At 58.6% G+C, this 12,985-nt stretch carries 7 protein-coding genes; 5 read left to right on the top strand and 2 right to left on the bottom strand.

The window, feature by feature from the left end; all coding sequences use genetic code 11:
• The first annotated feature begins 216 nt into the window (after positions 1-216).
• The 5 genes from Enr8_RS16485 (at position 217) to Enr8_RS16505 (ending at position 9,792) form a co-directional block, all read left to right on the top strand.
• Positions 217-2,268, top strand: a complete 2,052-nt coding sequence (locus Enr8_RS16485; RefSeq protein WP_186767706.1) for an HlyD family efflux transporter periplasmic adaptor subunit — start codon at positions 217-219, stop codon at positions 2,266-2,268.
• A 77-nt stretch (positions 2,269-2,345) separates the two neighbouring features.
• On the top strand, positions 2,346-3,302 hold the full coding sequence (locus Enr8_RS16490; RefSeq protein WP_146433555.1) for an efflux RND transporter periplasmic adaptor subunit: 957 nt from the start codon (positions 2,346-2,348) through the stop codon (positions 3,300-3,302).
• 13 nt (positions 3,303-3,315) lie between these two features.
• Positions 3,316-5,568: an HlyD family efflux transporter periplasmic adaptor subunit gene (locus Enr8_RS16495; protein WP_146433556.1), complete on the top strand. Its 2,253-nt coding sequence runs from the start codon at positions 3,316-3,318 to the stop codon at positions 5,566-5,568.
• Between the two features lie 185 nt (positions 5,569-5,753).
• The gene (locus Enr8_RS16500; protein ID WP_146433558.1) at positions 5,754-6,110 is read left to right on the top strand and encodes a DUF3467 domain-containing protein; all 357 of its coding nucleotides are present in this window, start codon (positions 5,754-5,756) and stop codon (positions 6,108-6,110) included.
• 271 nt (positions 6,111-6,381) lie between these two features.
• Complete coding sequence (locus Enr8_RS16505; RefSeq protein ID WP_146433560.1) at positions 6,382-9,792, top strand: peptidylprolyl isomerase; 3,411 nt, start codon at positions 6,382-6,384, stop codon at positions 9,790-9,792.
• Positions 9,793-9,984: 192 nt separating this feature from the next.
• Here Enr8_RS16505 and Enr8_RS16510 read toward each other — a convergent pair whose 3' ends face one another.
• Complete coding sequence (locus Enr8_RS16510; protein WP_146433562.1) at positions 9,985-11,391, bottom strand: porin; 1,407 nt, start codon at positions 11,389-11,391, stop codon at positions 9,985-9,987.
• A 181-nt stretch (positions 11,392-11,572) separates the two neighbouring features.
• The gene (locus Enr8_RS16515; protein WP_186767707.1) at positions 11,573-12,808 is read right to left on the bottom strand and encodes a porin; all 1,236 of its coding nucleotides are present in this window, start codon (positions 12,806-12,808) and stop codon (positions 11,573-11,575) included.
• Between the last annotated feature and the right edge of the window lie 177 nt (positions 12,809-12,985).

The following is a 12,985-nucleotide window of genomic DNA, read 5'->3' on the forward strand; positions in this document are numbered from 1 at the left end:
TTCAATCGCCATCGGTCGTTACGACCGTTGCAATCCTCATAGCCGGTTTGATGGGAGAGATCGCTGGACTTTCCCAAAGATCTGATCTGGTTTTGAAATACGTCAATTTCGGTTTTTGCTCGCCGTTGGTATGGTGGGACGTAAGATTCTGTTGTTGGAATCCCTCCCCAGGGTTCCCAATCCCCTCCGAAGCTCTTGATGAATCAACAATCTGCTATGTCTTCCGAATCGTCCTCGGCCAATCCAGAGTCCCTCGAAAGCACAAAGCGACAGATTCGAAGTCTGATCCAAGAGATCGCTGCGCTTTCGAAACAAAACGTCGCTCCTGAAGACTACTTTCGCGAGATGTTGCCGAAAGTCGTCTCTGCGCTGGCCGCAATCGGCGGCGCCGCGTGGATCTATGACGAAAAGCGCCGGCCGCGCCTGATTTATCAGGTCAATTTGACGCGCAGCCTTGTCGATCCCGAGGACAACGACGGCATCCGCCATCTCCGTCTGATCGAGGAGATGTTCAAGGGTTCGCCCGGGCAGTTGCTGCCGCCGCAATCTGGCTCGATTGACGAAGGCGCTTCGGGTAACCCGACCAACTCGCTGCTGGTGATCGCTCCGATCAAGAACGAAGATCAGGAAGTGGAAGGGGTCATCGAGATCTTCCAGCGGCCTGACTCGCAACCGGCCAGCCAACGCGGATACCTCCGCTTCCTTGAACAAATGTGTGGGCTGACGACCGAATGGTTTAAGACCCGTCAGCTGAAGGACTTCTCAGACCGCCAATCGCTGTGGGCGAAGATCGAGCAGTTCTCTCGCGCGGTTCACGAAAACCTCGACCTGCGTCAGACCGCTTACACCATCGCCAACGAAGGCCGCCGCCTGATCGGTTGCGACCGGGTTAGCGTCGCCTTGCGACGAGGTCGTCGCTGGAAGGTAGAAGCGGTCAGCGGGCAAGACGTCTTCGACGCCCGATCGAATCAAATCACCTTGCTGGGCAAACTGACCAAAACGGTCATGGATACCGGCGAAGCCTTCTGGTTTAGTGGTCACACCGAAGATCTCTCGCCCCAGCTTGAGACGGCCGTCCACGACTACGTCGATGAGTCGCACACCAAGACGATCGCGATTATTCCGCTTCGTCGGCCTGAACATGCGACCGACGCCAAAGAGAAGATTGAAGGGGAAGAAGAACGCGAATACCAGGGCGAAATCCTGGGGGCGCTGATCGTCGAGCAAATCGAAGACAGCTCGAACCAGGCCGAGTTCCGCAAAGGGGTCGAACTGATCTCCGAGCATAGCTGCCGCGCCCTGGCCAACGCGATCGACTACAACAACATCCCGCTGACGCCGCTGTGGCGATTGCTGGCCAAATCGCAGGTGCTGGTCGAGGCGCGGAACCTGCCGAAGACGGTCGGCGTTACCGTTGCGGTAATCGCGGCGACGATCGCTTTGTGCGTGATTCAGGTGCCGTTCCGTCTCTCCGGAACAGCGACCCTCACGCCGGTCGAAAAGCGAGACATCTTCGTTCGCGAAGAGGGGGAAGTAATCGACGTTCCGGTCAAACATGGCCAGATCATCGAAGCGGGCCAACTGGTCGCCCAACTTCGCAACCGCGATCTTGACATGCAGTACGAACGTTTGCTCGGCGAACAATCGAAGGCGGAGCAGTCGCTGCGTGGTTTGATCCATCGCCGCAACTTCGCCAAAGATGACGACGAAAAACGTCAACTGGCGGTCGATTTGGCGCTGGCCGACATGGAAGTCGACAAACTAAACGATCAAATGGCGCTGCTCGCTCAGAAGCAGCAGTTCCTGGAAGTACGCAGCCCGATCTCGGGCGAAGTGGTCAGCTGGGACGTGCGAGACTCGCTGATGCAACGTCCCGTTTCGCCGGGTCAGATCTTGATGACGGTCGTCGATCCGTCGCAAGACTGGGTGCTGGAAGTGAAGATGCCGGAGAAGCGTCTGCAGCACATCGTCATGGCGCAACAGGAGATCGGCCAAGACTTGGACGTCACCTACATCATGGCGAGCCAACCGGGCGTGCAACTGGAAGGCAAAGTGATCGAAATCCAGCGGCTCGCTCAATCCGATCCGGACGAAGGACAGATCGTTCGGATCAAGGTGGCGATCGACAAACAAAAACTGATGGAAGCGATTCCCCAACTCCGTACCGGAGCGACCGCTACCGCCAAGATCAATTGCGGAACCGCTCCGCTTGGTTACACCTGGCTGCACGAGGTCTGGGAGTTCATTCAATCGCGCGTGCTGTTCTAAGCGACAGTCGCACGGCGGAATCGAACCGCCGGACGCTCGCCCACCTCCCCACAATCCGTCCTCAGGAATTAGATAGCATGACCCTCGCCATCCTTTTACTCGCCGCCGCGGTTGGACAAGTTCCCGCTTCGTCAGCTCAGCCTGGCGACATCGTCGTCGAGCACTGCCTGGTTTCGTTGATCGACCAGGTGAACGTGCCGGCCCAGGAAACCGGCATGCTCGTTTCGATTCCGGCCTATCGCGGTCGGATTGTCGCCGATGGCGATCTGCTAGCGCAAATTGACGACCGGACCGCGTCGAAGCAAGCCGACATCGCCAAGTTTCGTCACGACAAGGCGAAGACCGAGGCCGCCAACGACATCGACGTCCGCTACGCCACCAAGGCGGCCGAAGTCGCGCTGAAAGAGCACGAAGTCTTCGAGCAAAGTAACCGGGAAAGCCGCGGTACGATCAGCAAAATGCAGCTCGACAAAGCCTGGCTCGCTTACCAACGGGCGGTCTTGCAAATCGAACAAGCCGCCATGAATCAGAAGATCGCCGGTCTCGCCGCCGCCGAAAGCCGCGCCGAGATGGAAGGCGCCCAGATGGTCATGGACCGCTGCCGTACCGAATCGCCGATCAACGGCGTCGTCGTGCAGGTTTATCGTCAAGAAGGCGAGTGGGTTCGTCCCGGCGATCCGCTGTTGCGACTGATTGGTCTGCAGTGGTTGAAAGTGGAAGGGACCCTCGACGCCGATCAGCACGATCCTTCGCAACTGATTCATCGCCCGGTCACCGTGACGGTTAACACGCCTTCGGGCCTGCAGCAGTTCTCAGGTTTCGTCAACTTCGTCAGCCCCGAGATCGACGCGACCGGCTCGTTCGACATCTCGGCCGTGGTTGAGAATCGTCAAACCGCCAAAGGTTACTGGGCGCTAAGCCCGGGCGACATCGCCGGCATCGACGTCCACACCAATCGTCAACCGGTTTCTGCTGCGGATCTGGAACGCTTCCGCACGCGAAACGAAAAGACCGCCGCGCTGACCGAGAACTAAACGAGCAAATACGTTGGCTACGCTAACTGACAGTTTGATCGCCAGCAGTTCACGCCCCCTCGGCCTGCGCGTTCGCCCTGATCTGACCTCGCGTCGGCATTATTATCAGGGACGCGCGTACTGGGTGGTGAAGGAACCGCTTGGGCTGAACTACTTCCGCTTCCAGGAAGAAGAGTACGCCATTCTGCAAATGCTGGATGGGTATACTTCGCTGGAAACGATCAAAGAGAAATTCGAAAAAGAGTTCGCGCCGCAGAAGATCGGCTTTCGCGAACTGCAGCAGTTTGTCGGCACGCTCCACCGCAGCGGTTTGATCATCGCCGAGTCGCGCGACCAAGGTCGCCAACTGCGGAAACGCCGCGACAATCGCAGGTGGCAAGAGCGCATGCAGACGGCCTCCAACATTCTATCGATCCGCTTCAAAGGGATCGATCCAGAATGGCTGCTAAACGCGCTGATGCCGTACACCCGGTGGCTGTTTACCAAGGCGGCGTTGATCTTCTTCTCGCTCTACGCCTTGTCGGCGCTGCTGCTGGTGCTGGTGCAATACGATACCTTCCGCAGTCGCCTGCCGGAGTTTCAAGAGTTCTTCGGCCCCGAATGGTCTAACTGGCTGTTGCTCGGCTGCGTGCTGGCCGCCACCAAGATCTGCCACGAGTTTGGCCACGGCCTGTCGTGCAAACGATTTGGGGGCGAGTGTCATGAGATGGGGGTCATGTTCCTGGTGCTGACCCCTTGCTTGTACTGCAATGTTTCCGACTCTTGGATGTTGCCGAACAAGTGGCACCGCGCTGCGATTGGCGCTGCGGGGATGTATATCGAAATCATCCTGGCGTCGACCGCGACGTTCATCTGGTGGTTTAGCGAACCAGGCCTGTTGAATCACCTCTGCCTACAAGTGATGTTCGTCAGTTCGATTAGTACGATCGTCTTTAACGGCAACCCGTTGCTCCGTTACGACGGCTACTACATCCTGGCCGACATCATGGAAGTGCCGAACATGCGGCAGAAGGCGAGCACCATCCTGCAGCGCACGATGTCGAAGTGGTGCTTGGGCCTGGAACAGCCGGAAGACCCGTTCCTGCCGCAGCGAAATCAGTTAGCGTTCGGCCTGTATACGATTGCGTCCAACATCTACCGTTGGGTCGTGATGTTTTCGATTCTGTACTTTCTCAATCAAGTCTTCGAGCCGATGGGCTTGAAGGTCATCGGTCAAACGATCGCCATCATGGGTTTGTGGGGGCTGGTCGTGATGCCCCTCTGGAAGTTCGGCAAGTTCATGTACGTGCCGGGGAGAATGTCGCAAGTGAAACGTAAAAACGTGCTCGCGACGGTCGCCGTGGCCGTCGGCGTGATCGCCGCTATCGCGTTGATTCCATTGCCGCAATGGGTCAACTGCCCGGTCGAAGTCCGACCGGAAAACGCGGAAGTCGCGTATGTCGTCGTCCCGGGCGTGCTCGAGGAAATGCTGGTCGAGCCCGGCCAGCAAGTGGAGAAGGGCGCCCAGTTGGCCCGCGTGGTCAACTACGACCTGCTGATCCAAATCGCCGAGTTCGAAGAAGAGGAAAAGCGGCTGACCCGTCTGCGCGACAGCCTGCACCACCTGCGGCTGGGCGACAACGCCGGCTCCTCGTTCGAGCAGCGCTACATGGAAGTCCGCAAACAGTTGGAGTCGGCTTCGGAACAACTTCGCAAAAAGCGACTTGAGCAGCAGTTGATCAACGTGCCGGCGCCGATCAGCGGATACATTTTCCCTTCGGCCGACCGCCGCGATCCGCAAGCGGGTTCGGGGCAATTGCCGAGCTGGAGCGGCTCGCCATTTGAAGAGCAAAATCAAGGCGCCTACGTCACCACCAGCGACGCGCTTTGTCAGATTGGCCAATCGGATCAGATGGAAGCGGTCATTTACGTCGACCAGGACTTCGTCGAACTGGTCCGCCCTGACCAAGAGGTTTACATCAAGCTCGATGCGTTTCCAGGCAAGACCTTCGAAACCAAGCTGGCGGAGATTGGCGACAAGCAGGTCGAATACGTTCCGACCAGCCTGACGGTGCAGCAAGGCGGCGAACTCGCCGCGGAAACCGATCCCCTTTCTGGCCGAGCGAAACCGCAGAATGCGACGTTTCCGGCGCAAGCGCCGCTCACCGACGTCGAGGCGATGACGGCGGTCGGCTTGCGAGGTCGCGCCAAGATTTTCGTCGACTGGCAGCCGCTAGGCGTCCGAATGTGGCGCTACGTGAACCGCACCTTCCACTTCAAGCTGTAGCCGCCGCAACGATCCCCGGGTATCGCTTGTAACGTTTCCAGCGATAATGTTGGATAAAGAATTCAATAGTCTGCGGAGTAGGGACTTTTCGCCGACCAGTTCCGGCGGCGCCGCAACTAAGCTAACCGTTATCGAAACTGTTACAACTCGCTCTGTTCGTTTTTCCCCTTAGGAGTCGAATTTCTATGGCCGACGCCCCCGAAAAAGAAGAAGCCACCTCCCCCGAAGCCGGCAAGCCCGCCGCTCCCGTGCGTCAGCAGGTCGAGTTGGATGAAAGTACGCTAATCGCTTCCTACGCCAACTTCTGCCGCGTGACCGGTACGCCGGAAGAACTGATCATCGACTTCGCGCTCAACACGCAGCCGGTCGGTGTTCCGCAGGGATCGATCAAGGTCAACCAACGCATCATCCTGAACTACTTCACCGCCAAGCGAATGCTCGCCGCGCTGCAGGTTTCGGTTCAGCGCCATGAAGCGGCGTTCGGTAACCTGGAAATCGATTTCCAGAAGCGGATGTTGCCGTCGGTTCGCCCGCAAGGCTAGTCTGGCGCACCATGCCAACGTAATTCACCCGAAGCGGCAGCCTGATTCAGGCTGTCGCTTTTTTTTGGGAAAAAACCGGGTTCCAAGGCGTTATCAGACCGCGGCTTACGCCAACGGAACTTCTTGCCGCGATCAATCGTCGAAATAGTTGGAGCAATCCGTCTGCGCGGCGACCTCAACCTTTTGACAGGTTGGCAAAACCAAGTATTCTGGAATCTAACTCACCTAGCCCCCCGGGGTCGGTCTCCCCAATACTCAAGAGCTACCTGCCGTGCTTCCCCTTGAAATCGCCATCTTCACTTTCGTTGGTTTCGTCCTCTGCTGTGGGGCAATTCTGATGGTAAGTCGCATTTCCCAAGCGAAGGCGCTGCCGGCCAAAATCGGCGGCAACCAACGTCGCAAGCCAGGCCCCCATCAGGTCGAGGCGCTCGAGGTACGCGAGGTTTTCGACGCTTCCGGCGTTGAGCTAGAAGGCGAAAACATCTTCATCGACGGGCAGTTCTACGCCAACGTCGACATGGTCGCCCTGGCCAAAGCGATCACCGCCACCGGCGCCAAGTTCTATGGCGCCGTCTGGTGCCCACACTGTACCGAACAAAAACAAATCTTCGGCGAAGGTGGCGAGTATCTGCCGTTCGTCGAAGTGACCAACCCCGATCGCACGCTCAATGACCTTGGCTCGTCGTTGGGAATCACCAGTCTGCCAACCTGGATCTTTGCCGATGGACGCCGCGAAGAAGGAACTCTGACGCTGGCCGAGGTAGTCCAGTTCTCGGGCGTGACCGTGCCGACCTCCACCGATCCCTACATCGCCGAGATAGATCCAGTCACGCTCTACTCGGGCGAGCCGCTCTTCCTGACGCTGGACGGCTATTCGCCCACCGGGCAACCGCTCACCTACACCGTCACCAGCGAAAGCGGCACGGTCCTTTCCGAGGTCCGGCAGCAAACGCGAAGCCTGCGACTGACGATCAAGAACTTCGGCGTCATGGAGTTCCAACTGCTGGAAGACTACGCCAGTCTGGCGACCCAGCAGATTATCTCGCTGGTCGAATCGGGTTTCTACGACGGCCTGGTCTTCCATCGGATCATCAACGACTTCATGATCCAGGGTGGCGATCCAACCGGAACCGGCATGGGCGATGGCCAAACGCCCGAGTTCAATGATCAGTACGACTTCGACCTGCGTTACAACCGCGCCGGTACGCTTGGGATGGCCAAGTCGTACGATGACACGAACACGTCGCAGTTCTTTATTACCGAGAACGGCGACTATCGAAACTCGCTCGATTTTCGGTACACCATTTTTGGCTACATGACCGAAGGGGACGCGGTTCGAGAAGCGATCAGCAACATCCCCACCAACGCTAGCAACTATCCGAGCTACGCCGCCGTCATCGAGAAAGCGGAGATCTTTTACGACCGCGAGAACGCGTTGGTCAAGCTCGATACCTTCGTCAGCGGCATCGCCGGCTCCGACACGCTAACCGTTACCGCGACCGACGCCAGCGGAAATACGTTTACGCGTAACGTCTCGGTCAGCTACATCCCGTATTCGGCCAACAAGCCCGCGTACCTCGGCCCGGTTCCAAACATGGTCGTCAACCCGGGCAACGTTCGCACCTTTCAACTGGCAGGCTTCGATGCGAACGGCCACACGGTGCGTTTTCTGGACAAGGCCGGGCTTGACGCGCGAGGCTGGGCCTATGAACCGCATGCCAGCAACGGCCTGATTTATTCGGTGGATAACGTCTCCGGCACGTTGACGATCCAGGCTCCCAGCAACTTCCGTGGCGAGGGGCAGATTATCGTCGCCGCCTATGACGGCTATGCGTCGGGCTCGGGGGACGTCGATTTTCAGCTTATCACCATCTCGGCCTCCTCCGCTCCGGTCTTGGTGAGCGACACGTTCGACACGATCGCCGGCTCGGTCAATACGCTGACGCCATTGGCGAACGATACCGCTGCGGCGCCGGCGTTTGACTTGAGCACCTTTGAGCTCTTAGATGCGCCGGACGGGTTACAAATTTCGGTCGAAGGGGGCGTAATCACCTACGCGCCGCCGCTGGGTTTCACCGGCACCTTCACGCTGCGATACAACGTCGAGAACATCTACGGAGGCTTCGCCGCCGACAGCGCGGCGATTACCATCAATGTCGTCGCCAACACCCAGACGGTCGCTGGCGCCGACGCGTTCCAGGTCGATGTCGCCAGCGTCGCCATTCTCGACGTTCTCGGCAACGACCGAGCCAACAAATACTGGTCGACCAGCGCTGGACTGTCGATCGTTTCGATCGGCAACTCGGCCGCTGGCGCGACCATTTCGATCGAAAATGGCAAGCTCCGTTATATCCCGGCTTCCGGCTACACCGGCCTCGACACGTTCTCCTATAGCGTTACCAACGGCGATACGACCGCGATCGGCGAGGTGACCGTTTCGGTCCTCGAGATTGAGGACATCAGCGTTACCGTCACGCGCGAGAAAACGACCGCAACATCCGTCGACGCGCTACCGCAGAACGAAGCCTATCTCAGCGAATGGGATGCGTTCTGGGTCGAAATCTGGGCCAATGGCGACCGCATTTCGACGCAAGGCGTCAGCGCCGCGGCGCTCGACCTGAAATTCATGCCGCAACTGTTCTCTGCGACGGCGGTCGAACCGGGCGCGGGATTTGAATTCAACGGCACGCCGGCGATCAATGGCGAAACGGGAGAGATCACCGGCCTGAGCGCCGTCGCAACTTCGTCGGGACTGGGCGCCGGCAACCGCGTCTTGTTGGCCCGCGTTCGCTTTCAGCCAGCCTCTGGCGACGGCCTGGCGGTCGACAGCGACGGTCTCGACTTCGGATCGGTCTTTTCCGTCAGCAACGCCCAGATCCAGGCGCCAGATACGGACTTGGTCAACGCCCAGATCACCTCGCTTCCCGGCGTCAAGATTCTGCCGGTCGTTTATGACCTGAACGATGACGGTCAAATCGACCTGGCCGACATTTTCACCTTCGCTAATCTGTACAACAACGGCGCACCGGCCCAATCGCCGCTGGGCGACTTTGACGCCAGCGGCGCCCTGACGCCGTACGACGTCACGCTTATGCTTCGCGAGCTAGGCGAGTCGTGGGTCACGGTCAGCAGCGGCAGCAAACTGATTTACGACTTCAGCTATCTGGAAGGAGCGATTGCCGAAGAGCCGCTGGTCGCCTCGGCGTTCGGCCTAACCAGCCAGCCGACCACGATCGAGACCGAGACCGTCCAGCCGGTCATGGACGCCGCGACGGCGATGATCGCAGACGCCTATAGCCAGCTCGATGTCTTCAATTTCACGGTTGCGACCAGCTTCCAGATTGTGGATCTGCCGGGCTCGCAGCTCAGCTATCGCCACAACGGCGTGATCTATCTGGACATTGACGCCGCTGGCTGGGGTTGGTTCATCGACTCAACTCCCACCGTCAACGAAGAATTCACCTCAAGCGGCGACGACGCCTGGGCGGCGATTGCGGCGGGCGACGCGGATGGCGGCATTGATCTGCTCAGCGTTATCCTGCATGAACTGATCGGCGAAGGAGATGAGGCCCAGAATCCGCTCTTCGCCGATACGCTGGCCCCGAGCACGCGTTACCTTTTCGCCCCTGAAGACCTGCCGGTCTATCAACTGCTGGTCGATCAGGCGATGGCGCAGGCCTGATCAACATCGACAAGCGGTCGTAATCGCCCGCTTAGAGCGTTTTTCTGATAGCTGTAGCGTTTCTGGCGTTGGTGAGGCAGGCTGGTCAAGGCGACCGAAGCAGGCGAATCCTCAAAATTCGTCGATGCAGGTCAACGCCGACCAGCGCGGCCGCAACCAGCCAGAACGCTAAAGTATTGAAGAAAACCCGCTCTAGAAGACCATGATCACATCGAAACCGAGCGTGAATTGACTGTCCGAGTTCCCATCTTCAAAGGCTCCGTTGATCCCTGGCGCCGATAGGTCGGACCAGTCCCAACGGACTTCCGGTCGAACGACCAGCCAGTCGCTGGGATGATAATTGGCGCCCAGGGTCAGATCGTAGTACGAGCCGCCGCTGGTGATGTTATCGTTGGGCAGTGCGAAGACGCGGGCATTGTCGCGATCGTCAAACCACTCGAACCGCACGCCCAAGTCAACGCAGGGATTAACGGTGTAGTAGAGATAGTTGGCGATGCCGTACCACGACGCGTTGTCCAGGGTGCTCTGGGTCGTGACGCGAACGTTGTCTTCTGTGCCGTAGTTGAAGTTCAGGACGTAGGTCCAGCAGCAAGAGAGTCGCTGTTGCAGCACGACGTCGATGACCGTGCGATAGTTATCGCCTTCCGGATCTTCCGGCCCAGCGACGACCCCCATTCGCAATTTGGTCGCTTCGTCGGGCGACCGCCAGTCGAAACCGCCGATGAAACCGGTCGTGCCGTTGTCTTGTTCCCAGGTATTCCAGCCGCGGGTGACGCCGGCGTTCCAGGTCATGCAACACGAGCTGTCCCAACTGGCCAACACGCCGGTGTGGGTGAACGGCTCGCCATATTGCATGATGTAGGTGTGCGAGTAGAAGAAGTTCTCCGGCGCCTTGACCGCTTCGTATCCCAAGATGGTGTAGAAGTGCCCCATCTTCACTCGTACGCCGCCCAAGACCGGGGCAAGCACTTCGACATAGGCTTGCGGCATCGCCAAACCGTACAAACCGGCCGTGCCGGCGTTGCGCGGGCCATTGCCGCTGTTCCAGTGCTGGCTGCCGTCGGCGTGAGTCTCAAGCCCATTCGCTTGGATGAAGTAATAGTCGGTGCCGTACAGCAGGTCGACTTTGCCGCCGATGTCCCAGCAGCAGCCGTTCGGATCGATCGCTCGCCCCATCGAGAGATAGAGCTGATTCATCATGTATTCGTTGGCCTGATCATTAAAGATCAACGGCCCATTCTGACCGACCGGCCCATTCGAACTGCTGGCGTTCGGATTGCCGGTAAAGCCTTGATCAAGCCAACCATTGACGAAGAAGCGGTCGAATAGGCCCGGGTAGCACGTGTCGCAGCCGCCGCATTCGGGGCCGCAACCAGGCTGATAGCTGGCCGTATCGTAGACCTGGCCCATTTCCGTCGAGACCACGTCCGGCTCGGCATACGAAGTAGAGGCCGGAGAGACGACAACCAAGGCCGAACTCTCCGACATCTCGCGCGAAGGTCGATAAACTCGATCGGAGGAGAAGGGCGACTGCTGTCCGAAAGCGATGTGGGGAACACATGCAACCAGGAAAGCGGCGCAAAGCAGGTAACGCGACATGTTGAATCGCCTGAAGTCCGGTGGGGGAGACTGACATCAAGGCGAGGCACTTTTCGCGCGGAAACCTCGCCCGCACAGTCAACCTATCGACCCTTCGGCCGAAGTCGCTCCAGTCGATTCTAACGGTTGCGCCGATTTTTCGGGGGGCCGCCGCCAGCAGCGACAGCACCCCCGGCGTGCTTTAGAACTTGAAAATCACATCGAACGACGCGGTCCACATCTGCTTATCCATGAAGTCGTTGTACGGCCCCTGGGCTCCGAGCAGGTCGACGTTCGACCAGTCGTACCGCAGTTCCGGCCGGACATTGACGAAGTCGTACGGCTTCCAGTTGGCGCCGAGCGTCAACTCGTAGTAGTTTCCGCCTTGCGAGAACGCTTCGATCGGAATCGCAATCACGCGAGCATTGTCCTCGTCGCGGAACCATTCCAACCGCACGCCCAGATCGATCGTCTCGGTGTACTTCATGAACAGGTACTGGTTGATGCCGTACCAGAACGCGGTATCCGGCTCGAACGCCGCATTCAGCTTGCCGTTTTCTTCCACGCCCAAGTCGCTTTGGAAGACATACGTCCAGCGATTGCCCAACTTGCGGGTGTAGACCAGCGACTGCAGAAAGCGATTGTTCAGGCCGTCAGCGTCCTCTTTCCCGTTAATAAACGAGTAGGAGAGGGACGACACGTCGTTGGCGTACTGAAAGCCGAACAGTCCCGAGCACTGACCATTGATGTTGTCGAAGTTGTCCCAGCCGTTGGTGATACCAGCGTGCAGCGTCAGGTTATCGCCCGCGGTATAGCTGCCCAAAATACCGGTGTGGGTAAAGGGCTCGCCATACTGCATGGTATAGGCGTGCGAGTAGAAGAAGTTCTGCGGGGCCATCACCGACTCGTAGCCGATGATCGTGTAAAAGTGGCCGAACTTCACTCGCAACCCGTTACCGATCGGGGCGAAGATCTCGCCATAGAGCTGCGGCATCGCCAAGCCGTACAGGGCTGCATTGCCGCTATCGCGAGGACCGTCGCCGTTCCACTTTCGCGTACCGTCTTGGTGCAATTCCAGACCATTGGCCATCGTGAAGAAGTAGTCGGAGCCGTAAAGCAGGTCGACTCGTCCTCCTAACGACCAGCAGCAGCTCTGATCGTCTACCTCTTTACCCATCGCCAGGTAAAGCTGGTTCATCTGGTATTCGTCGGCGCGATCATTGAACGTCATCGGCGTATTGAAATTATCCGCCGGATGATCGAAGTTCGCGGTGTAGCCTTGCGAGATCCACGCATCGGTGAACCAGCCGCCCCCCTGCGAGCCGCAACCGTTATTGCAGCAGCCCACGTTGTAGTTGCAGCAAGGTTCTCCCCAGCTTACTGGCTCGATCTCGTCGGTAAGCGTGATTGGCTGGACTTCTACATCCTCGTAAGACACCGGGGCAGCCTCTACAGAGGGGGGCAAAACGACCGGCTCAACACCGACGTCTTGCGCGAAACACGCACGTCCGATGGAAAAGGCGCCCGCTAGTAGAAAAAGTCGCCAGTTTGGGTAGTGCGGCATCCTGCACTCCTTTGACCAAAAATCCCCCGCCCCCCGTGGGACTTCAGGGCG

It is taken from the genome of Blastopirellula retiformator, from assembly GCF_007859755.1.
GTDB lineage: Bacteria > Planctomycetota > Planctomycetia > Pirellulales > Pirellulaceae > Blastopirellula > Blastopirellula retiformator.

Coding starts and splice junctions, on each gene's coding strand:
- Enr8_RS16485 (WP_186767706.1), top strand. CDS start 217: ATGTCTTCCGAATCGTCCTCGGCCAATCCAGAGTCCCTCGAAAGCACA.
- Enr8_RS16490 (WP_146433555.1), top strand. CDS start 2,346: ATGACCCTCGCCATCCTTTTACTCGCCGCCGCGGTTGGACAAGTTCCC.
- Enr8_RS16500 (WP_146433558.1), top strand. CDS start 5,754: ATGGCCGACGCCCCCGAAAAAGAAGAAGCCACCTCCCCCGAAGCCGGC.
- Enr8_RS16510 (WP_146433562.1), bottom strand. CDS start 11,391: ATGTCGCGTTACCTGCTTTGCGCCGCTTTCCTGGTTGCATGTGTTCCC.